The organism is Lactococcus sp. AK05 (assembly GCF_041026685.1).
In the GTDB taxonomy this organism is placed as follows: domain Bacteria; phylum Bacillota; class Bacilli; order Lactobacillales; family Streptococcaceae; genus Lactococcus; species Lactococcus lactis.
The window spans coordinates 55195-77366 of record NZ_JBFTEI010000005.1 but is presented as its reverse complement, the minus strand read 5'-3'; the positions used below and the strand labels follow the sequence as shown (position 1 = coordinate 77366).

Annotated in this window: 23 protein-coding genes and 2 tRNA genes; 3 read left to right on the top strand and 22 right to left on the bottom strand. The window is 35.3% G+C overall.

Annotated elements, in window-relative coordinates; translation table 11 throughout:
- Nucleotides 1–125 precede the first annotated feature (125 nt).
- The 9 genes from AB6B24_RS09970 to AB6B24_RS09930 form a co-directional block, all read right to left on the bottom strand.
- On the bottom strand, nt 126–827 hold the full coding sequence (locus AB6B24_RS09970; protein ID WP_311804290.1) for an SDR family oxidoreductase: 702 nt from the start codon (nt 825–827) through the stop codon (nt 126–128).
- Nucleotides 820–1743 (bottom strand): ribonuclease Z, encoded by a 924-nt coding sequence (gene rnz / locus AB6B24_RS09965; protein WP_146977843.1) that lies wholly within the window; start codon nt 1741–1743, stop codon nt 820–822. Before rnz ends, AB6B24_RS09970 begins: the two co-directional genes overlap by 8 nt.
- Before the next feature lie 127 nt (nt 1744–1870).
- A tRNA-Lys gene (locus AB6B24_RS09960) sits at nt 1871–1943 on the bottom strand.
- Nucleotides 1944–2102: 159 nt separating this feature from the next.
- On the bottom strand, nt 2103–2363 hold the full coding sequence (locus AB6B24_RS09955) for a SemiSWEET family transporter (RefSeq protein WP_003129544.1): 261 nt from the start codon (nt 2361–2363) through the stop codon (nt 2103–2105).
- 205 nt (nt 2364–2568) lie between these two features.
- Nucleotides 2569–2640 (bottom strand) — tRNA-Arg (locus tag AB6B24_RS09950).
- A gap of 98 nt (nt 2641–2738) precedes the next feature.
- A complete protein-coding gene (locus AB6B24_RS09945; RefSeq protein WP_311804292.1) occupies nt 2739–3635 on the bottom strand; it encodes an SPFH domain-containing protein in 897 nt (298 codons plus the stop codon).
- Nucleotides 3636–3804: 169 nt separating this feature from the next.
- Complete coding sequence (locus AB6B24_RS09940; protein ID WP_311804293.1) at nt 3805–4473, bottom strand: hypothetical protein; 669 nt, start codon at nt 4471–4473, stop codon at nt 3805–3807.
- 82 nt (nt 4474–4555) lie between these two features.
- Nucleotides 4556–5440, bottom strand: a complete 885-nt coding sequence (gene miaA / locus AB6B24_RS09935; RefSeq protein WP_153241915.1) for a tRNA (adenosine(37)-N6)-dimethylallyltransferase MiaA — start codon at nt 5438–5440, stop codon at nt 4556–4558.
- A gap of 138 nt (nt 5441–5578) precedes the next feature.
- The gene (locus tag AB6B24_RS09930) at nt 5579–6244 is read right to left on the bottom strand and encodes a YitT family protein (RefSeq protein ID WP_003129540.1); all 666 of its coding nucleotides are present in this window, start codon (nt 6242–6244) and stop codon (nt 5579–5581) included.
- Nucleotides 6245–6439: 195 nt separating this feature from the next.
- On the opposite strand from AB6B24_RS09930, the gene AB6B24_RS09925 reads away from it, so the two are divergent.
- Nucleotides 6440–6610, top strand: coding sequence for a DUF3042 family protein (locus tag AB6B24_RS09925; RefSeq protein ID WP_011675764.1), 171 nt, complete (start codon nt 6440–6442; stop codon nt 6608–6610).
- A gap of 65 nt (nt 6611–6675) precedes the next feature.
- On the opposite strand, the gene AB6B24_RS09920 is transcribed toward AB6B24_RS09925, so the two are convergent.
- From AB6B24_RS09920 to AB6B24_RS09875, 10 genes are all read right to left on the bottom strand, one after another.
- Nucleotides 6676–8691 (bottom strand): potassium transporter Kup, encoded by a 2016-nt coding sequence (locus AB6B24_RS09920; protein ID WP_003129537.1) that lies wholly within the window; start codon nt 8689–8691, stop codon nt 6676–6678.
- A gap of 224 nt (nt 8692–8915) precedes the next feature.
- A complete protein-coding gene (locus AB6B24_RS09915) occupies nt 8916–10928 on the bottom strand; it encodes a potassium transporter Kup (protein ID WP_311804294.1) in 2013 nt (670 codons plus the stop codon).
- A 180-nt stretch (nt 10929–11108) separates the two neighbouring features.
- Nucleotides 11109–12527 (bottom strand): NADP-dependent phosphogluconate dehydrogenase, encoded by a 1419-nt coding sequence (gene gndA / locus AB6B24_RS09910; RefSeq protein ID WP_003129534.1) that lies wholly within the window; start codon nt 12525–12527, stop codon nt 11109–11111.
- Nucleotides 12528–12659: 132 nt separating this feature from the next.
- On the bottom strand, nt 12660–13223 hold the full coding sequence (locus AB6B24_RS09905) for a YtxH domain-containing protein (RefSeq protein WP_015425946.1): 564 nt from the start codon (nt 13221–13223) through the stop codon (nt 12660–12662).
- A gap of 29 nt (nt 13224–13252) precedes the next feature.
- Complete coding sequence (locus AB6B24_RS09900) at nt 13253–13672, bottom strand: DUF948 domain-containing protein (protein WP_015425945.1); 420 nt, start codon at nt 13670–13672, stop codon at nt 13253–13255.
- A 166-nt stretch (nt 13673–13838) separates the two neighbouring features.
- A complete protein-coding gene (lgt, locus tag AB6B24_RS09895; RefSeq protein ID WP_003129530.1) occupies nt 13839–14624 on the bottom strand; it encodes a prolipoprotein diacylglyceryl transferase in 786 nt (261 codons plus the stop codon).
- A 63-nt stretch (nt 14625–14687) separates the two neighbouring features.
- Nucleotides 14688–15617, bottom strand: a complete 930-nt coding sequence (gene hprK / locus AB6B24_RS09890) for an HPr(Ser) kinase/phosphatase (protein ID WP_015425943.1) — start codon at nt 15615–15617, stop codon at nt 14688–14690.
- A 103-nt stretch (nt 15618–15720) separates the two neighbouring features.
- A complete protein-coding gene (locus AB6B24_RS09885) occupies nt 15721–15897 on the bottom strand; it encodes a DUF3272 family protein (RefSeq protein ID WP_010905464.1) in 177 nt (58 codons plus the stop codon).
- A gap of 105 nt (nt 15898–16002) precedes the next feature.
- Entirely contained in the window at nt 16003–16278 is a 276-nt protein-coding gene (locus AB6B24_RS09880; RefSeq protein WP_012897322.1) for a DUF1294 domain-containing protein, read from the bottom strand.
- A gap of 31 nt (nt 16279–16309) precedes the next feature.
- Complete coding sequence (locus AB6B24_RS09875) at nt 16310–17032, bottom strand: TIM44-like domain-containing protein (RefSeq protein ID WP_238991110.1); 723 nt, start codon at nt 17030–17032, stop codon at nt 16310–16312.
- Between the two features lie 146 nt (nt 17033–17178).
- On the opposite strand from AB6B24_RS09875, the gene AB6B24_RS09870 reads away from it, so the two are divergent.
- A complete protein-coding gene (locus tag AB6B24_RS09870) occupies nt 17179–17625 on the top strand; it encodes a GtrA family protein (protein WP_003129522.1) in 447 nt (148 codons plus the stop codon).
- Between the two features lie 88 nt (nt 17626–17713).
- Here the strand turns inward: AB6B24_RS09870 and AB6B24_RS09865 are convergent, their stop codons facing one another.
- From AB6B24_RS09865 to AB6B24_RS09855, 3 genes are all read right to left on the bottom strand, one after another.
- Complete coding sequence (locus AB6B24_RS09865) at nt 17714–18607, bottom strand: YihY/virulence factor BrkB family protein (protein WP_042230700.1); 894 nt, start codon at nt 18605–18607, stop codon at nt 17714–17716.
- Between the two features lie 31 nt (nt 18608–18638).
- The gene (locus AB6B24_RS09860) at nt 18639–19493 is read right to left on the bottom strand and encodes a methionyl aminopeptidase (RefSeq protein WP_003129519.1); all 855 of its coding nucleotides are present in this window, start codon (nt 19491–19493) and stop codon (nt 18639–18641) included.
- 283 nt (nt 19494–19776) lie between these two features.
- Entirely contained in the window at nt 19777–20403 is a 627-nt protein-coding gene (locus AB6B24_RS09855) for a TetR/AcrR family transcriptional regulator (RefSeq protein ID WP_015425938.1), read from the bottom strand.
- A 213-nt stretch (nt 20404–20616) separates the two neighbouring features.
- On the opposite strand from AB6B24_RS09855, the gene AB6B24_RS09850 reads away from it, so the two are divergent.
- A complete protein-coding gene (locus AB6B24_RS09850; RefSeq protein ID WP_311804295.1) occupies nt 20617–22122 on the top strand; it encodes an MDR family MFS transporter in 1506 nt (501 codons plus the stop codon).
- Nucleotides 22123–22172: the final 50 nt, after the last annotated feature.

Genomic DNA, 22172 nt, shown 5'->3' with positions numbered 1-22172 from the left:
TAGCATAAATTACTCGAAAAAAATGGCTAAGTTTAGAGATTATTTTTCTTTTATTTAATAAAATCCTAAACTTTTCTATAATTTACTGACAGAAATAGCATTAAGCTTCTGTCAGTAAAAAGATTCTATTTAAAATTAAAAAATTTGGCAGAGATAAAATCAAAAAGCGAAGGAAAAATAGCTCGCAATTTGGCCGCTGTGGATAAAGTCCAAGGTAAATTGATTTCTCTTTTCCTTTTTCCCAAGTTATTCACAACTTTGTCAGCAACTTTAGATGCTGAAATTGCATTTTTCCCCACTTTTTTAAGATAATCTCCATTATCTTTGTGAAATTTGGTTTTTACAGGTCCAGTATTCACAGTTGTCACAATTAATTGTGGATTTTCCATACGCAAAGCATCTGAAAATGTAATCAAAGCCGCCTTAGAGGCAGCATAAATTGATGATTTACCTGTTGGTAACTTTCCAGCAATTGAAGCAATATTAATCAATTGAACTTTCGGTTCTAATAATCTGGTCAACTGGATTGGCATTAACGTATTAATGACAAACTGTTCTGTAATTTCCCCATCAGTAAGTTCAGTGAATTCTTTAAAAATACCAAAACCAGCATTATTAATCAAAATATCCACAACAAAAGATTGTTCATTAGTCAAAAGTTCATCATTGGTCAGTAATGTAACATTTTCAAGCTGACCATAGCGTTCAATCAGAGCCTTACGGCTACGTGAAACCAAAATTAAATGGTCATTTTCTTTAGATAAAGATTTGACAATTTCTTTAGCAATATCACCAGTTGCACCTGTAATTACAATATTTCTAACCAATTTTTTCCTCGTAAAAATCCTTAACCACAAAAGTGTTGGAATGAACAGTTTGTGCCTCACGCACCAATTGTCCAACCAAAGGTCCAACATAGCGTGCACTAATATGAGTCAATAACAATCGATTAACTCCGGCTTCTTTGGCGACTTCTGCTGCTTGTTTAGTCGTTGAATGACCATGTGCTCTTGCCATTTTACTTTCATTTGCTTCATAAGTTGCCTCATGAACCAATAAGTCTGCTCCATAAGCTAAACGTACTGCAACATTCGATTTTCTTGTATCGCCTAAAATCGTGACTATTTTACCAGCTTTATCCGCTCCGATATAATCTTTAGGATCGAAAGTTTTTCCTTCGTACTGAACAATCTCACCTTTTTTTATTTTACCAAAAAGGGGTCCGAAAGGAAGCCCAGCTTCTTTTAAAGCATTGGCATCGAGTTCACCTATTCGATTTTTTTCTACGACGCGATAACCCAAGCAGAAAATAGTATGGTCAAGCAAATCTGTATGGACTTCAAAACTATCATCTTCAAAGATTTTTCCAGCCGAATCAATTTCATGAAAATTGATACGATAAGCTAAACGTGAACCCGAGATTCTAAGAGCGGTCAAAACAAAATCTTTAATTCCCACAGGCCCATAAAGCTCCAAATCAGTTTGTTCATCTGAACTTTGAAAACTTCTACTAGACAAAAAACCAGGCAAGCCGAAAATATGATCCCCATGTAAATGTGTAATAAAAATCTTAGTAATTTTTCGTGGCTTAATTGTCGTATTTAAAATTTGATGTTGCGTTGCTTCACCACAGTCAAAAAGCCAAATTTCATTACGCTCATCAAGCATTTTTAAGGCAATTGCCTGAGTATTTCTTGATTTAGAAGGCTGACCAGCCCCAGTCCCTAAAAATTGGATTTCCATTGAACCTCCATCAGTTTCAACTCACCTTAAGGCAAATTAAAACTTTATTTTCTCAAAAATGAGAATTATTTTCCAAAACAAGAAAAGATTGTGAAACTTCCCCACAATCTTTTCTTCAATAAATTAGTGACCCGTGCTGGGCTCGAACCAGCGACCCTTTGATTAAAAGTCAAATGCTCTACCAACTGAGCTAACGAGTCATGCTTAAAGCGTCATTTTCACGACGAAATATATTATAACACAGACTTTCTGAAATTTCTAGTCTCAGCTGTAATTTTTTTATTTTTTTTAAAAATTTATTATTTATTTATCTCTGATAATGGCCACACACAGGTCCAATTAATCAATTTTTTTCATCATCAAAGGGCAGTAAAAAATGTGACCAATCCAAAAATTATACCTGGAAAGTTTGCCGTTGCCAAAGCTAAATCTCTAGGTTTTTTGCCAATTCCATAAGTGACCCAAAGTGTACAATTAATTGCAGCAACAAGGGGCTGAATAGGATTTCCTTTCATTCCACTAAGATTGTTAGCAATTTGCGGAAGATATGATACATACATCATTACCGACATCCCAGTCGCTACCCAACTTAAATACTTAATAAATTTCTCTTGATTCATAAAAGCCCTCCTGTAAAATGATAATATCAAAAAAACTCGCGGTTTCATTCTAACTATTTTTTAAATTTAAAATCTAGTCTTTTTGCCTTCGAGTCAATATCTTATTATAACATATTTGGGATTCTATAAAACGCAGTCATTGGCACATGTTTGGCATAAAAACAATAAAAACCGCTCAACCGAGCGGTTTATTTACTTAATTAAATGCGTCCGGAGGGAATCGAACCCCCATCTCAAGAACCGGAATCTTACGTGATATCCATTACACTACGGACGCGCTACAATCACTTTATTCTACCTAATTTCAAAAAAAATTGCAAGAAGAAGCTTGCTATAATAAAAAAAGCTATCCATCGATAGCTTTCCATTTTTACTTTATTTACCTGCTTTAATGGCTGATAAAATCTGAGTCCTTAAACTTTCTGCTCCTTCAGCTCCGCTTGGAAGGAAAATGGTTGAATTTCCACCTGCAGCAAATTGATTCAAGGTATCTAAATATTGGTTAGTTAACAAAATCGCCATAATTTGTTCTTCATCAAGCGCCACACCAAGCTTTTTGATTTCGGTAATTTGTTGAGCCAAACCATCAACAATAGCCTTACGTTGTTCAGCAATCCCTACCCCATGCAGACGGTCTTTTTCAGCTTCTGCTTCAGCGGCAGTTACAACTTGAATTTTATTAGCATTTGCCAACATTTGGCTGGCATCTTGTTTACGTTGTGCCGCATTGATTTCATTCATAGATTGCTTAACTTCAGCATCAGGTTCTACTTTAGTAATCAATGTTTTTACGATAATATAACCGTAAGTTTGCATTTCTTCAGCAACTGTTTTTTGAACTTCAAGAGCGATTTCATCTTTTTTCTCAAAAACATCATCCAAAGTCAATTTTGGTACTGCTGAACGAAGGGCATCTTCAATATAAGCCTTAATTTGTTCACCAGGATTCATTAGCTTATAGTATGCATCTTTGATGGATTGTTCGTTTACTCGATATTGCGTTGCAATATTCATCGTAACAAAAACATTATCCGCAGTTTTAGTTTCAACTGTCATCTCTGTTTGTAATAAGCGCAATTGAACTCGAGCAGCAATCCGATCAATTCCCCAAGGAAGTTTCAAATGAAAACCAGGGTTTGCAGTAAATTGATACTTCCCAAAACGTTCAACAATCGCAACAGTTTGTTGTTTAACAACAAATACAATTGTACTCAAACTAAAGATTAAAATGAGTAGGAAAATAGCTAAAACAACGAGTGGAATAAAAATCATAAAAGTTCCTCCTTATATTTGACCAAAAGTTACTGACAAACTTTTCTGTCAGTAATTATGAAAAATTCAGTCTTATTAATTACTGACAGCATCGCCAGTAACCGTTTTCACATAGTCTATCACTTATCAAAGAGAAATGCAATTTTTTTGATAGTTTATTAACTAACGATTAAAAACCTTTTGTAATATAGATAAAGTGTTTACGTCCGTCACGACCAAAACGTAAAGGACTTAGGAAACCAATTTCTTCGGCTTGTTCTAATAAATCTTCAATATTATAGCCGGCTAAACGAATATATTCCCCATTTTCTGCTTGTTCTGTTAATGCTGTTAGGTCTTTCACTTTCTCAAATTCACTTTGAAATTGAGCAGGTTTCATTGCCAATTTTCCGTCTTCTTCCACTAATAGATAATGCGGGAAAATCTGTGCAATTTCAAACATCAATTCGGCTGTCACTTTTACCGGAAATTCACTGAAAATAATTGCTTCTTCTGCGTCATTTTTATATGAAAAACCAAATGATTTTCCAGAAAGATTGAGTCGAATAAATCTGAAATTTTCATAACCATTTTTTCCTTCAAGTTGAAAATCTGGATTTTCTTCAAAAATATCAAAAGCTTTAGAAAGTTCAAAGAAATAATCTGTTGCATCTTTCGGTGAGCGTTTTTGATAAAGTTCAGCAAAATAAGCATTTAAAACTGATGCTGGCGGAGTCACCAAAAGTCTTTTATCTTTTACATCGGTCAAGGCAGCTAATCTATTTTCTAAAAAGATATGGTCTTGAGCCATGAAGCCACCATATTTCATTCCCAAATCAATCCATTTTTTATCAGTCATTTTTTCTCTCCATTTTTAATAAAATTTACTTGTAAAGTCCTTTTTTCAATCTTTTTCATTATAACATTTTTAAGAAAATGCGTCAGTTCAAAAACTGACTGACTCTATCAAAAACTGGGTCAGGATAATTTTTTGAAAAAACATCTTCAAATTCGACAGACATTCGATTTTTAAACCAAGTCAATTGTCGCTTGGCATAGCGTCTTGAATTTCTTTTGACTAACTCAACGGCTTCTTCCAAACTAATGTCCCCTGAAAAATAAGGGAAAAATTCTTTATAACCAATCCCTTTTGCCGCTTGAACTTCTGGTGCTTGCTCATACAAAGTTCTAGCTTCATCTAATAAGCCCTCACGCATCATTTGATCAACACGTTGATTAATTCGATCATAAAGCACTTTTCTGTCAGCATTTAATCCTATAAGCAAAAAATCATAATCAGAACCCAAATTTTCATCTTGAGAGCCGAAAGTTTGCAACTCCAAAAAACGAATCGCCCGTCTACGATTTAACTCAGGAATTTCTGGATTTATTTTAATCACTTTTGCAAACAATTCCTCATCAGATAAAAGAGATAATTCTTCACGAAGTTTCATCATCTCCTCATGATTTTCCTGTCCGCCAAGATGATAACCTTCGATAAGAGATTGAATATATAAGCCAGTTCCTCCGACGATAATTGGCACTTTTCCTTGGTCAAGAATTTCTTTAATTAATTGATTAGCTTCAATGACAAAATCATGAACCGAAAAATTTTCTGTCCATTTACGTACATCAATCAAATGATGAGGAACTTGAGCTTGTTCAGCCATTGTCACCTTAGCGGTTCCAATGTCTAATCCTTGATAAACTTGCTGAGAATCACCAGAAATAATTTCACCATTAAATTTGATTGCTAAATCAATGCCGAGTGCTGTTTTCCCCACAGCTGTAGGCCCGACAACCACTAAAACTTTATTATTTTTCATTTATTTTTTATGACTCACTCTCACCATTTTCATTCTCTATTATTTCAGAAATAGCCTGTAAATTCAAGCACTGACAAGAAAAAATTACTGACAGCTCAATTTCTGTCAGTAATTTTTATTCTATTATTCTTAAAGTTTTTATGCAGCAAAAACTTTTTGATAAATTCTTTTTCCACGATTCATTAAAGATTTCCGATAATCTTCACGTCCCACAATCAGAGTCATTTTACTAAAGATATAGCATGAAAGTAGTGTAACCGCAAAGTTAGGAAGTGACAAGAATGTTAATAAGGAAACACTTAGAACGACCACATCGACCATAAACAAAACCTTGTCAATTTTAAAGTTCCATTGTTCCTCCAAAATTCGGCTCAATAAGATTGATCCTCCAAATGTTCCTTCAGAAATAATAACTAATCCTGCCCCGAATCCTGAAAGAAGTCCATCGAAAATTCCAGCAAAAATAACATGTGAGAATTGGAAACCAGTAACTCCTAATGCTTCATAAATCATTAACCAACCACTCATGGCAAGCGCTCCAGGAATGCTCAGTAGTAAAATTCTCCGCGGAAGCGAACGTCCTCCGAAAATGAAAAGTGGTACATTTACCAAAAAGAAAGTCAAGGCTGGGTTGATGCCAAAAACAAAATCCATAAGTACAGAAAAACCAGCGACACCATTACTTGCTAGACGATTAGGGATGACGAATAACTGAACTGAGAGTACATAAAGTCCGACACCTAAAATAAGTATGAGTAAGTCCCTCATAAACTTTTTGTCAATTTTTACACCTATAATTGTCATATTTCTTACCTTCTTTCTTTATCATTTATTTATTACAACTGCTACTAATATATCACATGCACCTAATCTTAACCTTAACTGGTTAATTATTAAAGAGTCTTTCTTTTTAAAATGTGCTTCGTTAGCGTTTTCACATTTTTTGATTTATAATGAAGATAGAGCAATTTTTAAATAAAATATAAAGGAGTCCACTAAATGAAAAATAAATTTATCCAAGGCTATCTCATTGGAAAATCTGTCGAAATTCTTGTTGCAGGTACAGCCCTGTTAATTGCCAAGAAAAAAGGTTATCTTCCTTCTGCTGACAAGGCCGAATTTATCGCTCAAAAAAGAAAAGAAGCCGCTAGAAAACGACTTGCTCGTTAAAAATTTTACTGACAGAAATAAAAACTTACTGACAGAAATTTTGTCAGTAAGTTTTTTTATATTATTTAATGAGTTGCTGAAGCTTCTGCTTCATCCACCTGCTCCAATCGTTCATGAATTTCCAAATTACGTACATCTGAAAGAACCAAGGGAACTGTTTCAACAGTTACTTCCGAGAATTGAAGACCAAACCAACGAATTGGGGAAGCCGTAATTCTCTTGATTTGTGCTTTAGTTTGAAGAACAAAACGCTCGAAACCTGGCATTTGACGTGCATTCATTAGCTTTTCTTCAACAACGACAAAGCGGAAATCTCCAACTTTACGTCCTGGAGTGATACTGTAATGTTGATGCTGACGTGGCAAACGTCCTGATTCCATCAAATCCGTCACAATTGTTCTTAAATAACGCGGAACTTCTTGACGCATACGGAATCCAAGATAGAGATTCACACGAACAATAAAGTCAGTATCCATCATGTCTACTTTATACTCAGAAGTATAAGGCTCGTCAGTAACTTTTACATTTACAAACCAATAACATTCTGCACGTTTTGGTCGTTTATCCAAGATTGAATATAAGATTGAACGGTCAATCCATTCATGGTCCATTTTGCTTGTTAAATAAACCACATTTGTTTGATATAAATCATAAGATTCATCATGACGCAAAGCATTAAGTTGATTTTTATACTCATTAATATTCAATGATTTGATATATTTCATGACAATCTTGTGTGACTTGTTCCAGATGAACATCACGAAGATAATTGCCAAGGCAATCAGAACCACAATATATGCTCCGTTGATAAATTGGACAAGAGAAGCCGCAAAGAATGAGCCTTCAATACAAAAGAGACCGATAGAAATAATTGCAATGGCAATTTTTGGTGTTCCTTTTTGAATTAAGAAATAAGTCAAAAGTGTTGTTGTCATCAACATAGTGATGGTAATGGCCAAGCTATAAGCGGCTTCCATATGTTCTGAAGTTTTAAAATACAAAACAAAGAATGAAGTCGTTACCCAAAGAGCAAAGTTAACTGCTGGGATATAAAGTTGTCCCAAAGTTTGCCCTGGATAATAAATTTTGAACAATGGCAAAAGTTTCAAACGAATCGCTTCAGACACCAAAGTAAATGAACCCGAAATCAGTGCTTGTGAGGCGATAATCGCTGCCAGTGTAGATAAGATAACGACATATATAACCATATTATCAGGTAAAACAGCAAAGAAAGGATTAAGTTTTTCAATATGTTCACCGCGGTGAGCTAAAAGCCAAGCTCCTTGTCCACAGTAAGATAAGATAATACAAATCTTAACAAATGGCCAGCTGACATAAATATTTCCACGCCCAACGTGTCCTAAGTCAGAATAAAGTGCCTCTGCCCCTGTCGTTACCAAGAAAATAGAACCCAAGATAAAGAAACCAGCTTTATTTTCTGGACTAAATAATAAGTGAATTGCATAATAAGGATTAATTGCTTTTAAAATTGATAAATCGAGAAAAGAATTAATCAGTCCACTTACACCCAAAAAGCCAAACCAGATAAACATAATTGGTCCAAACAAACGACCAACCAAACTTGCTCCAAACCTCTGAATCAAAAAGAGAAAGGCAAGGATTATCAAGGTGGTCACCATAACCGCCGTCTGATTTGAGTAAACATGCGTTACTCCCCTTAGACCTTCAATGGCCGAAGTGACCGTTACCGCTGGAGTCAATGCCCCATCCGCTAATAATGTCGCTCCACCAATCATTGCTGGAATAATCAGCCATTTTCTCATCCGTCTCACAAGGGTAAAGAGTGAAAAGATTCCCCCTTCATGATGATTATCTGCTTTCAAAGCAATCAGAACATATTTAACAGTTGTAATCAATGTTAAAGTCCAAATTACAAGAGAAACAGCCCCCAAAATAAAGCTTTCAGAAAGATTTGCTAATCCTCCCTGTCCTCGAACAATGGCCTGCATGGCATAAAGTGGACTTGTTCCGATATCACCGTAAACAATTCCTAATGCAATCAGGAACCCTGCAGATGTCGCTTTATTAAACGACCGATTATGTAAGTGTACTTGACCCACTTTTGTAACTCCTCAACTTTCTTCAACGAAAATAGTCAAATAAAATAAAACGAAGCGTAGCTCGTTTTTTAATAGCTTTATTATAGCAGATTATCCCCTGTTTATTCAAAAAAAACTGTGGGAAATTACATTTATTTATTTCTCACAGTTATATATATAATACATTAATCATCACAAAAGCGATGATAGCAACAGTAAGCTATCTTTTGATTGCTTTTATTTTATTATGATTCTCCTTGATTTTCTTCTGAAATTCGTTCGTGAATTTCCAAATTTTTAACATCCGAGAGAACCAAAGGAACAGTTTCAACCGTCACTTCTGAAAAGTGAAGACCAAACCAACGTGCTGGTGAAGCTGTAATTTTTTTAATTTGCTCTTTTGTTTGAAGAACAAATCGTTCAAAGCCAGGCATTTGTCTTGCATTAATTAATTTTTCTTCTAAAATAATAAAACGGAAATCTCCAACTTTTCGCCCTGGTGTAATACTATAAGTTTGATTTTGTTGTGGTAATCGTCCTGACTCCATCAAGTTGGTCACAATCGTCCGTAAATACCGAGGGATTTCTTGACGCATATGAAAACCGAGATATAGATTAACACAGACAATAAAATCAGTTCCTAGCATATCCACTTCGTATTCAGAAGTATAAGGCTCATCTGTAACATTAACCTTCACAAACCAGTAAACTTTAGCTTTTTTAGGACGCTTATCCAAAATAGAATACAAGATTGAACGGTCAATCCATTCTTTATCCATTTTAGCCGTTAAATAAACGACATTCGTATGATAAAGGTCGTAAGTTTCATCCTTGCGGAGTTTGTCCATTTGTTCTTTATAATCATTAAGATTTGAAGAATTAAGATATTTATAAAAAAGCTGATCAGATTTATGCCAGATTGCCATAACAAATAGAATCATGGCAGCAATAATCACAACGACATAACCGCCATGCATAAATTTTACAGCGGAAGCTGCAAAAAACAAGCCTTCAATAAAGATAAAAACGGTGAAAAATAGGCCAACCAATACTTTTTTAACTTTTTGATAGTGACTTAAATAGACAGTTAACAATGTTGTTGTCATAAGCATGGTTACTGTGATTGCTAAACCATAAGCCGCTTCCATGTGAGCAGAACTTTGGAAATAGACAACAATAAAACTCGCTGCCAACCAGAGTCCCAAATTTACGGCTGGAATATATAATTGTCCGAAAGTTTCTCCTGGATAAAAAATTCTTAGTCGAGGAAGGAGTTTAAGACGAATAGCTTCTGACACAAGAGTAAATGAACCAGAAATCAATGCCTGTGAGGCAATAATTGCCGCCAAGGTTGCTAAAATTACTGAAAAAATGATTAAATTTTGAGGGAGGACAGCAAAAAATGGATTGATATCTCCTAAAGATTTTCCGCGATTTTGTAAAAGCCAAGCCCCTTGCCCACAATAGGATAGGATGATACAAACTTTAACAAAAGGCCAACTGACATGAATATTTCCCCGACCAACGTGTCCTAAATCGGAATAAAGAGCTTCTGCACCTGTCGTTGCCAAAAAGACTGAACCTAAAACAAAAATTCCAGCTTTATTTTCTGGGCTTAAAAGTAAATGAATTGCCCAATAAGGATTAATTGCTTGAAGGACAGAAAAATCACCAAAGAGATTAATCAAACCCGTAATTCCAAGAAAACTAAACCAAATAAACATGACTGGTCCAAACACTTTACCAACGATTGAAGTTCCAAATCGTTGAATTAAAAATAAGACCGCTAAAATCGCTAAAGTAATAATAACAATCGGTAATTGATGCTGACCAAAAGCTTCATGAAAAGCCGGAATTGACCTCAAGCCTTCTATTGCTGACGTAACCGTTACGGCAGGTGTTAAAGCTCCGTCAGAAAGCAAAGCAGCACCACCAATCATTGCCGGAATAATTAACCATTTTGCATACTTGCGAACGAGAGTAAATAAGGAAAAAATTCCGCCTTCATGATTATTATCCGCTTTTAAAGCAATCCACACATATTTGACTGTTGTAATTAATGTCAGCGTCCAGATAATGAGCGAAAGTGCCCCAATAATTGACGTTTCTGAGATTCGTTCAAGCCCCCCTTGGCCTTGGACAATTGATTCCATTGTGTAAAGAGGGCTCGTTCCGATGTCGCCATAAACAATTCCCATTGCGATGATGAAACCGGCACCTGTTGCTTTATTAAATGAGCGATTAGATTCATAACCCATTCTAATTTCCTCAACTTTCTCTAGTTCCATAAAATTTATCAAAGTAAATAATTCACATTCGATTACCTAAATCATATAACAATTTCTTGATTTTTTGTTAAAAAATGGTCTAAAGAATACTGCAAAATTTATAAGAAAAAAAGCTAGAAAATTCTAGCTTTTAATTAATAATTTTTCAACTTAATCTTCTGTGTACCAGTCGTAGTGGAAGATTCCAGCTTTGTCTGTACGTTCATAAGTGTGAGCACCGAAGTAATCACGTTGGGCTTGAATCAAGTTAGCTGGAAGATTTTCAGAACGATAGCTATCGTAGTAGCTAATTGCTGATGTGAATGTTGGAATTGGAATTCCTGCTTGAACAGCAAGTGAAACTACATCACGAACAGCTTCTTGATAACGTTTTGTGATGTCTACAAAGTAGTCGTCAAGCAAGAGGTTTTCAAGTTCGCTATCTTTGTCGAAAGCATCAGTAATATTTTGGAGGAATTCTGCACGAATGATACATCCAGCACGCCAAATTTGTGCAATTGTACCGTAAGGCAAGTCCCAATCAAATTCTTCAGAAGCTTTACGAAGTTGAGCAAATCCTTGAGCATAACTCATAATTTTTGAGAAATATAGCGCTTTGCGGATTTTTTCAATGACTTCTTTTTTATCGCCTGAGAAATTAACCGCTGGTCCAGATAAAACTTTGCTTGCTTTAACACGTTCATCTTTATAAGTTGAAATGTAGCGAGCAAATACTGATTCTGTAATCAATGGAAGTGGTACTCCAAGGTCAAGGGCAGACTCTGAAGTCCATTTACCAGTTCCTTTATTTCCTGCTTTATCAAGAATTTTATCAACGATGTAGCCTTCGCCTTCATCATCTTTACGTTTCAATACTTCTTTAGTGATTTCAATGAGGTAGCTATCAAGTTCGCCTTCATTCCATTCTTCAAAAATGGCTTGAATTTCTGCATTGCTAAGACCAAGAACACGTTTCAACAAATCATAAGATTCAGCAATCAATTGCATATCGCCGTACTCAATTCCGTTGTGAACCATTTTAACGTAATGTCCAGCACCATTTGCTCCCATGTAAGCCACACATGGTTTACCATCTTGAGGAGCTTTAGCTGCGATTTGTTCAAAAATTGGTGCAACCAAATCGTAGGCTTCTTTTTGACCACCAGGCATCATTGATGGGCCTAAAAGCGCACCTTTTTCACCACCAGAAACTCCTGTACCAATGAAGTTAATACCTGAGTCTGCAAGTTCAGCATTACGACGCATTGTGTCTGGGAAATGAGTATTTCCACCATCAATCAAGATATCGCCTTTATCCAAGAGTGGTAAAAGTGATTTAATTGTCGCATCTGTCGCTGCTCCTGCTTGAACCATGAGCATGATACGACGTGGTTTTTCAAGACTTCCAACAAATTCTTCAAGTGTTTTAGTGAGAACAAGATTCTTATCTTGATGTTCTTTATAAACTTCTTCAGTTTTTGAAGTCGTACGGTTGTAAATTGCAACGGTATAACCACGTGACTCTACGTTGAGTGCAAGGTTTTTCCCCATTACAGCCATTCCGACAACACCAAAGTTTGCTTGTGCCATTTGAAATCCTCCAGAGTATTTCTTTATATTCTATACTATATAGTATAACGCAATTTATTTCCAATTACCATAGTTAAGTATGTAAATATTTTACATGACAAAAAAATCTGCCTTAAAGACAGATTTTAAATTTTATTCTTTTTCGTCAGGAAAATTTGTTAATTCTTTGGCTTTGTCAGCAATTTTTTTCGCTTCTTCAGCAAGAGACTCAGTATCAATATCTTCTTTCACTTCATCTTTGGCATCACTGAACTTAGCCACAACTTCTGCGGCTTCTTCTGAGATGTCTGATTCATTTTCATCAAAGAGTTCTTCTCCACTGTCTTTCATTGAATTAATTTTTTCAACGACAGCATCTTTAGTATCATTGAAGAAATCAACAACTGAATCTTTAGACAGTTCACCTGAGTCAACTTTTTCCATAATTAAATCACGTTTTGAAAGCAAAAATTCTTTGGCCTTGTCAGCTGAAATTTCACCTGAATCAAATTTTTCTTTGATTTCATTAAATTTTTCAGCTGAGAAATCAAGAGCGGTATCTCTCATTCCAGTCAATGTTTCTTGAGGGTTTTCTTTTAAATCATCATAAATTTTTCCAGCCCCTTCGCGGAGTTCGCTTCCTTTTTTAGGAGCTAAAAATAGAGCAGCTGCGGCACCAACTAAAGCACCAACTAGAAATCCTGTTTTTTTTGACATCGGTTAAGTCCTTTCTTTCGTAAGCAAGTTTAATTTACTTTTACACCCGCTTCAGTTTTATCTTTTTTGACAAAGAATTTTTTGGCTGTTTTTGCCAAAACGACTGCTGAAGCTGAGGTTGTTTTTCGTTTTGTTGAACCTCTATTAAGACGTGTCACAAGTTTACGACTTGAAGCATTGATATCTGAAACACTTTCAGACAAGTCAGCAACCGCTGTAAACAAAGGGTCAATCGTGGCGACTTTCCCATTAACATCATCAAGCAAGGTATTGGCTTTAGCCATTATGCCATCAGCTTGATGAAGTAAGACATCTACATCGCTAGAAACTAATTTAACCGTACGGTTGGCTTCTTCAACAACCTTAGAAACCTTATGTAATACAATAACTAAGAAGACCACCAATACAGCAAATGCTATCGCGATAATCAATAATGCAATATTTCCCACGTTTCCTCCTCTTTATTCGGGTATAAAATCAGCACCCATTTTTCAATCTTCTTTCATTTTGATGAAAGCGATTCTATTTGACTTCATTATAACAAATTGTTTCGCTATTTTCTAATATAACTTACATTTTTTTATGACAAAAAGTCTATCCTTCAGGATAGACTTTTTAATTTTTTTTCATTCTGCGATAAATAAAGAGAACAAGTCCTACAATCACTAATAAAACTGAAAGCCATTGTGACACACGAGCAGGTCCTAACATTAGGCTATCTGTTCGCATTCCTTCAACAATAAAACGAACGGCTCCATACCAGACGAGGTAGAAACTAAAAATATCCCCACGTTTTAATCCTTTTATTCGATGTCTAAAGACCATGACCAGAATAAAACCGCTTAGTGTACCAATACTTTCAAATAGGAAGGTAGGCATTCGATAATGACCATCAATAAACATTTGATTTCTAATGAAAGCAGGTAGCCAGTCTAAATTTGAAACAATTTTTCCATAGGCTTCTTGATTGACAAAATTCCCCCAACGTCCCATTGCCTGAGCAAGAAAAACACCCGGGATAGTAATATCAAGCAAATCTAGCGGATGAATCATTCGATAGTAGCTAAAGACAAAGAGGACAATTGCTCCAGCGATTAAGCTTCCATAGATGGCTCCGCCACCATCCCACATGGCAATGATTTGTGAAGGATGTTGACTATAGTAAGACCATTGGAAAATGACATAATAAAGTCTCGCTCCAACAATTCCTAAAGGAAAGGCAAAGAGAACAAAATCAATAATATCGTCGGTTTTTATATTACGCTTTGGGGCTTCTTTACATGCGAGCCAAACGGCTAATGCAGCACCGCCCACAATAAAAATAGCATACCAGTGAATGGCTAGCGGCCCTAATTGGAGTGCAATCTTATTTAAAGCTAAAAAGGGAAATAGATTATTCATATTTTTTATCAGTTTTCTAAATTTACTGACAGAATTTTCGGTCAGTAATTTCTAAGTTTTATCTTATGATTCTTTATTATGACTGATTAAATCAGTGAGACGGTCTTCAAAAGTTTTTGTTGCATCAAAGCCCATTTGCTTAGCTCTAAAATTCATAACCGCAGCTTCAACAATTACTGACACATTCCGCCCAGTTTTTACAGGAATACGGGTTTGTGGGACTTCAACATCAGAAAATTCAACAATAGTCGGTGCATTTCCCAAACGGTCAAAAGCTTTTTCCTTATCGTAGTATTCTAAATATATAGCCATATCAATATCCGTTGAATCTTTAACAGCACCAGCACCAAAAAGACTCATCACGTCAATAATCCCAACGCCACGAATTTCAATCATATTGCGCAAAATTTCTGCGGGTTCCCCAGAAAGTGTGAATGCATCCCGTTGAAAAACATCTACACGGTCATCAGCAACTAATCGGTGGCCACGTTTGACTAACTCAAGACCAGTTTCTGATTTACCAATCCCACTAGCCCCTTGAATAAGAACGCCGACCCCAAAAATATCCATCAAAACACCATGAACAGTCGTTCTTTCAGCTAAACGTTCATCAAGAAATGAGGTCAATACTGAGTTCAATCGGCTGGTTGCTTCACGTGATTGAAGTAAAACAATGTCAGACTTTTTAGCAGCTGCCACCATTTCACTAGGAATTTCTAAATTACGTGCAACAATAACAACCGGTGTTTCTTTGGCCATGACTTTTTTCAAGAGGTCATAGCGATTATCTCCAACTACAGTCATCATGTATGACCATTCTTTCATCCCAAAAAGTTGAATTCGTTCGGGTGTGAAATAATCAAAATACCCAGCCATTTCTAAACCTGGGCGCATAATTTCTGAAGTTGTAATTTCTTTTGCTAATGCTGTTTCTGTTGAGTAAATCACATGAAAATGAATTTTGTCAAGTAAATCTTGAACTGAAACCGCCATTGTAAGTCTCCCCTATTATTTCATAAATAAGAACAACTGACAGAGAATATTTTTTCGTCATAAAACTTTGTCAGTACTTTTATAATAAAAATTGTGATAAAAATCACATTTTCATATCACGTATAAATTTATCCAAGCGATAAGCAAGGAAGATTCGGCGTACTAAAAGAAAGCCGAAAAACGTGGCTAAAAACCACGAAGCAGATAGGAAGGACCAGCTGAAAATCCAAGCTTCAAGTACCGTTCCAATCATAAAAGAATAAAATCGTTGTTTAGGCATGCCTCTATTATGACATTTTTAAGCCAGAAATGTCAATGGATTGTGTTGAATAATCCTTAATAAAAAAAGCTTTTTATTTTCTAAAAAGCTTTTCAATTTGATGATTTATTTAGCAAAGAATTTGATAATTAAAAAGATAAGTCCAGCATCAACCAATAGTCCCACGTACCATGAGAGATTGAAATACCATTTTCTAGTTTTATGATGACAGAGATGCCCAGCCAAAATTGCTCCAATCCCTCCACCTAAAAGTGCTTGTGCAAGTAAAACTTTTTCAGGAATTCTCCACAGATGATGTTGGGCCTTGTACTTATCCACCGCATAAAAAACAAAAACAATAAGATTCCAAACTGCTAATAAAACTAATAAATAAAGAATCATTTTTCTCCCTTCATATCTATACTAAATATCATTAGATTTTAAATTCTTTCATTTTCTCAACTCGAAGAGCCCCTTTTTGACCACTAAAAGTCCAACGTTGTTTAAACGCCCGTCTTTCCTGAGTATTTCCCGCAATAATTTGACCAGAATTAACAGAAACAAGGTAGTCAATAGCTACAAAATAGAGGTCAACTTCAAATTGATTATCTTTTACTTCTTTATAACGCGTGATTCCATCCAAAACCACACTACGCGTGTGATTAATTTGACCTTTGTCACTCATCTTTTGGAGAATTTTTTCATGTTTTTCATATAAATTATCACCATAAAATGCTGACAAAGCTCGTAAGTCTTGTTTATCCCAAGCATCTTGAACTTTTAGAAAAATTGCTTCTATTTCTGCTGACAAAGCAGAATCATTTAATGTCTTTTCTTGAAAATAACCTCTTTTTTTAAAGGGAAGTTTAACTCTATTTCTTATAAAATAAAATCCGAGACCGGCAAGCACAATCAGCCATTTCCAAATCCTTCCTCTATTATACCTGCTCCCCATTCTAGATGTCCTAGAATTAGAAGTATAGCTATTAGAACCAGTATTATTATAATGGCTGTTAGTATTTCCACCTCCAAAATTACCGCCAGTTCTTGTACTTCTATTTCCTCCCCCTCGAAATCCTCCTGCTGTTGCAAAAGCATGAGGTGTGACTAAAACTAAGCCACTGATGAGCAATAAAATAACCACTTTCTTCATCATTTGATTCAAAAATTATTTCCTTTTCTTTGTCACTGATTTTATTATATATATTTTGTTATTATACCCTATTTCCCTTTTTATTTGAAACATCTGTTAAATTGCTACTTTTAGTGGAGTCTATTAAAAGAGTGTGATATAATTACCTCATGAAAAAACTCATGAATCTTTTTAAGTCTGAAACTGTTAGATATCTCATTTTCGGAGTCCTAGCAACAGCAGTCTATGCCTTTGTCAAATGGTTAACTTGGCAAGCTTGGCATTCTGGCTGGGGTTCAGAAACTGCCGCTCAAGCTTCAAGTATTATTTTTGCATTTTTTACCAATAAACTTTTTGTTTTCAAACATGAATCATCAAACTTATTACGTGATTTCATCAATTTCACTTCAGGACGAATTGTTCTTTTACTCCTATCCATCTTTATTAACTGGTGGTTCATTGACCAACATCCTGATATTTTGATGAATCTTTTTGGACTTTCTAAAAATAATATGGTTGCTGCTCTTAACCTTGTCGTTCAAGTTTTAATTATTGTTATTAACTATCTTTATTCAAAATTCTTTGTCTTCAAAAAAGATAAAAATTTAACAGAATAAGTAATTTTTTTACTGATAGAAATTATACTAGATAAAAAATTACTGACAGAAATGAGAAAAATACTGACAGATTTTCTGTCAGTATTTTTTATTTTCTAATTTCCTTGATGAATTCAACAATTTCACCACGTCGTGTTTCAATCTTACCAACTTTTGTTTTTTGATAAACAGCATTTAATATGGCACCAATAATCAAAACGCGGGCGATGAAAATAAACCAAATCATCAGTGCAAAGACAACCAATGACCCAATCAATTTCAAGTCATCTAATCGCTGAAGAGCAAAGCTAACATATTTTGCAATCCAGTTGGTTAGAAAAACAAGAACAAAGGTTGAAAATATTGTTCCAGGCATGGTGTATCTCAATTTTCTTATTTTAACATTTGGTAGGATAAAATAAAGCATCATCAAAGATAAAAAGGTTGCTACAGCAATCGCTGGTAAAGTCATATTGTGTAACGTTCGGTAGAGATGATCATCAAAAGGAAATAAGCGATGAACTTGTTCGAGAATTAATTGTCCAAAAGTAGAGAGAACAATTGAAAAGTAAAGAAAGAGTAAAATCGCAAATCCGGCAGCTAAACCGATAATTCGACTGACAATAAAATCTCGATGATTAAAGACTTCATAAGCTTTATTCATTGACATTTGTAGAGCAGATAAGGCTCTTGAAAAGGTCCAAAAACCTGCCAAGACAGAGAGTGAAAGTAAGCCTGTATTTCTTTGATTTAAGAGATTATTAATGACTGGTTCAATTCCTTTGTAAACATCACTTGGGAGTTGCTCAGACAAAAAACTCAATAAAGCTGTTGTATTGATATGTAAGAAGGGTAAAATATTTCCAACAATCAATCCTAGAGGAAAGATTGCAAGTAAAAGGTAATAAGCAACAGCAATTGAAGACAGACTCATTTCTGAACTTTTGAAAAAAGTCATAAAAGTTGTCGTTAGTTCAGCAATTTTTTGTAGAACTTTTTTCATCTTTCCTCTCATCTGTTTTTCCTTTTACTTCTTAATAAGTCCGTTCTTCGCCTTGAGAAGTCAAAATCACAGGACCATCTTTAGTGATGACAAACTGGTGTTCGTATTGACAAGATAAACTTCCGTCAAGTGTAACGTAACCACGTTCACCATCATGGTCAATTTCCCAACCCCCAGTGTTAATCATTGGTTCAATGGTTAAGACCATTCCTTCGCGTAAACGAAGGCCACGTCCAGCACGTCCGTAGTGGGGCACCATTGGTTCTTCATGCATTGTTGGTCCAACGCCATGTCCTACAAGGTCACGAACGACACCATAGCCACGACTTTCAGCGTATTCTTGAATAGCTGCCCCAATATCACCAATACGGTTGCCTACTTTGGCTTGTTCAATTCCAAGATAGAGACATTCGCGGGTCACATCCATCAAGTTTTTTACTTCGTCAGAAACTTGGCCTACAGCATAAGCCCAACAAGAGTCAGCAACGCCACCGCGGAATTCTTCTTGATATTTAACCATTGATTCAGCATCGTCAAAATTAAGTTTTGAAACATCAACAGAACCATCTTCAACCAAACCGAGAACCATGTCCACTTTAATCAAATCACCATCTTTTAGAATTTGATGACGTGGAAATGCGTGAGCCACTTCATCATTCAAACAGCAGCAAGTAGCATAAGGGAATGGATTATAATTTCCTTCATCCACTCCGATTTGTAAAGGTAAAACATTTTTTTCTTTACAAACTTTGCGGACATATTCTTCAATTTCCCACATGTCAATCCCTGGTTTAATCAACTCACGAAGCCCAATGTGGATATCTGCCAAAATTTTGCTACTACGTTCCATTTGCTCGATTTCACGTTGCGATTTTAATGTAATCAATTTATTCTTTCCTTCTAAAGTTCTGAGAAAAACTCAGTTCTTTTTATTTAAATTAATGTTTTGAAGTGACTCATACTTCATCGAAAAATAAATTTTCATTTACTGGGGTTACTGAATCCTTATAAGATAGTATTTATGACTTTATCTATAAGAATTTTCTTCGACAATCATGAGCCTTTTCAAAATTACTTTGAATGCTAATTCAACTGAACAGATTTTTTTGTAATCCAAAACAGTCTATTTAGTATAAATACACTTTATTTTACCATAAATTTCCCTATAACTAGGTGTTTTTTATATAAATTGGCAGTAAAACTTCATCTACCAATTCATTAATTTGCTTATCATTCATGGATTGACCTTCAAGGAGCATATGATAACGGGTCATTTGGAAAGGTAAAAGCTTAGCTGTTTGCCCAATTTTTTCACGCGCTTCCCCTCTTTCCTGAGCCCTTGCAAGCAAGCGTTCCATAATAATCAGATTACTTGGAAGGACATTGCCAACGGTCGATTCAAGAACATTTTTTCCTTGCGACTGCATAAATGAAACAAAGGCCAGAAATCCTTTGGGATAGAGTTTAAAATTCTCTCTCATAAAGGTTAAAAGTTCAATTAAATCTTGCCGCAAGCTCCCACTGTTAATTTCTTGGTCTATCACATTTCCTCGCCACTCAGGATTTTGTGAAATATTGAAACGGACAGCTTCAAAAATTAAGTCAAAAACATCATCCCAATAACGATAAAGTACGCTTCGTGTGGTTTTGGCTTCTTTTGCGACATTTTGAAAGGTTACTTTTTCATAGCCTTCATTTTCTAAAATATGAACTGCCGCTTTATAAATTGCCTTCTTAAGTTCATCCCCTCTTCTTCGAGAATGACTAGGTGATTTTTTTTCTTTTTCTTCAAACATAAGAGACCTCGTGTTTCTTAATTCTATTATAACATCATCTTTATTTAATACCAACAAATCAAATTAGATACAAAAAGAATCTTATTGTTGACAAAACTTATTCTTAGGTTTATAATAATTTTGTATTTAAGATACAAATTGTATGTTATTTTTAAATTATAATTCCTAAGTTTTAATAACTTAGTTTTCGCTCAGACGAAAGAAAGGATTAACATGGCAAAATCAAAAAAGAATGAAAAAGAAAAATTGCCAAAAGAATTGACGCGAAATGCTTGGATTTTAGTCATTGGTGCTATTGCTCCAATGCTTGATTCAACCATGGTCAATATCGCAATCAACAAACTTCAAAGTGACTTACATACTTCACTAGACATGATTCAGTGGGCAATTACAGGCTACGTTCTTGCACTTGCTGTAGCCGTCCCTGTCTGTGGTTATGTTGTCAATCACATTGATGGAAAAAAAGTAATGCAGTGGTCACTCCTTAGTTTTGGACTTTTTAGCTTTTTATCTGGAATTGCTTGGAATATTGATAGTTTTATCATTTTCCGAGCTGTTCAAGGATTTTCAGCTGGTTTTATCACTTTACTGATGACAACCCTGCTAATGCAAATTACGCCTCCAGATAAACTTGGTCAATTAATGGCTGTTGTCTCAACTCCTATTATTCTTGGACCAATTATCGGGCCAGTACTTGGTGGTGCAATTGTATCTGGAGCAAATTGGCACTGGATTTTCTATGTTAATATTCCGGTAGTAATTATTGCAGTCCTCCTTAATCATTTTTATCTGACTTCTTTCAAACCTTTCAACCCAAAAGCTAAACTAGACTGGTTTGGAACACTCCTTTTGGCAGGTGGTTCTGTGGGATTAATTTACGGAATGATGAAGGGTTCAACTAATGCTAAAAATTTTTTCAATAGTCAAATGATTACTTTTGTCATCATTGGCTTAGCCTTGTTTGTTATTTACGGAATTTATAATCGCATTCGCAAAAATAATACTGTTCTTCCGCTCAGATTTTTCAAATCTAAAAACTTCACTGCAGCGAATATTGGAATCTTTTTAGCTGGAATTGCTTCTAATGGACCTATGCTTTTACTGCCACTTTTCTTTCAAAATACAAAAGGCTTTACAGCCGTTGAAGCAGGTCTAATGTTGATTCCTCAAGGGCTTGGTATGATGGTGACCCGACCTTTGATTGGGAAGATGATTGACCGTATGGGAGCTCGTCCTGTAGTACTTGTTTCCCTGGCTATTTCCCTTCTTGGAACAATTCCTTTCATTTTTGTTCACGAAAATACAAATTTGATTTGGTTGGGATTGGTTTTATTTGTTCGTGGAATGGGAATTGGTGGTTTGCAAATGCCAATGATGACTGATATTTTCATTGGTTTAGACAAACAAGATATTCCTGGTGCATCAGTAGGACAAAGAATCATTCAAAACGTTGGTTCATCTTTTGGTTCAGCCGTCATCTCGGCAGTTGTGACGGCGGTTGTGACATCTGAAATTGCTGGACAGATGACAACTAAACTACATCAATTAGCGGCGATGCACACCAATTTAACACCGACTGTCATTGCAAGAGCAAAAACTTCTGTTGAAAAAGCGGTCACGCTTAATGGTTATCAACTTGGCTTTCTTGTCTCTTCGATTGTTTTAATTATGATTGCTATTCCAGCCATGTTCCTTTCACAAAAGAAGGTCAACAAATAAAATTCGTAGTTTTTAGCTTTGATTTCACTTGTTTTTTGATATAATTGAAT

Coding starts and splice junctions, on each gene's coding strand:
- AB6B24_RS09875 (WP_238991110.1), bottom strand. CDS start 17,032: ATGATGAAGAAAGTGGTTATTTTATTGCTCATCAGTGGCTTAGTTTTA.
- AB6B24_RS09850 (WP_311804295.1), top strand. CDS start 20,617: ATGGCAAAATCAAAAAAGAATGAAAAAGAAAAATTGCCAAAAGAATTG.
- miaA (WP_153241915.1), bottom strand. CDS start 5,440: ATGAAAAATAATAAAGTTTTAGTGGTTGTCGGGCCTACAGCTGTGGGG.
- hprK (WP_015425943.1), bottom strand. CDS start 15,617: ATGGCGGTTTCAGTTCAAGATTTACTTGACAAAATTCATTTTCATGTG.
- AB6B24_RS09930 (WP_003129540.1), bottom strand. CDS start 6,244: ATGACAATTATAGGTGTAAAAATTGACAAAAAGTTTATGAGGGACTTA.
- AB6B24_RS09880 (WP_012897322.1), bottom strand. CDS start 16,278: ATGATTCTTTATTTATTAGTTTTATTAGCAGTTTGGAATCTTATTGTT.
- lgt (WP_003129530.1), bottom strand. CDS start 14,624: ATGAATAATCTATTTCCCTTTTTAGCTTTAAATAAGATTGCACTCCAA.
- AB6B24_RS09940 (WP_311804293.1), bottom strand. CDS start 4,473: ATGACTGATAAAAAATGGATTGATTTGGGAATGAAATATGGTGGCTTC.
- AB6B24_RS09855 (WP_015425938.1), bottom strand. CDS start 20,403: ATGTTTGAAGAAAAAGAAAAAAAATCACCTAGTCATTCTCGAAGAAGA.
- AB6B24_RS09955 (WP_003129544.1), bottom strand. CDS start 2,363: ATGAATCAAGAGAAATTTATTAAGTATTTAAGTTGGGTAGCGACTGGG.
- AB6B24_RS09865 (WP_042230700.1), bottom strand. CDS start 18,607: ATGAAAAAAGTTCTACAAAAAATTGCTGAACTAACGACAACTTTTATG.
- AB6B24_RS09870 (WP_003129522.1), top strand. CDS start 17,179: ATGAAAAAACTCATGAATCTTTTTAAGTCTGAAACTGTTAGATATCTC.
- AB6B24_RS09905 (WP_015425946.1), bottom strand. CDS start 13,223: ATGTCAAAAAAAACAGGATTTCTAGTTGGTGCTTTAGTTGGTGCCGCA.
- AB6B24_RS09885 (WP_010905464.1), bottom strand. CDS start 15,897: ATGCCTAAACAACGATTTTATTCTTTTATGATTGGAACGGTACTTGAA.
- AB6B24_RS09945 (WP_311804292.1), bottom strand. CDS start 3,635: ATGATTTTTATTCCACTCGTTGTTTTAGCTATTTTCCTACTCATTTTA.
- rnz (WP_146977843.1), bottom strand. CDS start 1,743: ATGGAAATCCAATTTTTAGGGACTGGGGCTGGTCAGCCTTCTAAATCA.
- gndA (WP_003129534.1), bottom strand. CDS start 12,527: ATGGCACAAGCAAACTTTGGTGTTGTCGGAATGGCTGTAATGGGGAAA.
- AB6B24_RS09915 (WP_311804294.1), bottom strand. CDS start 10,928: ATGGGTTATGAATCTAATCGCTCATTTAATAAAGCAACAGGTGCCGGT.
- AB6B24_RS09925 (WP_011675764.1), top strand. CDS start 6,440: ATGAAAAATAAATTTATCCAAGGCTATCTCATTGGAAAATCTGTCGAA.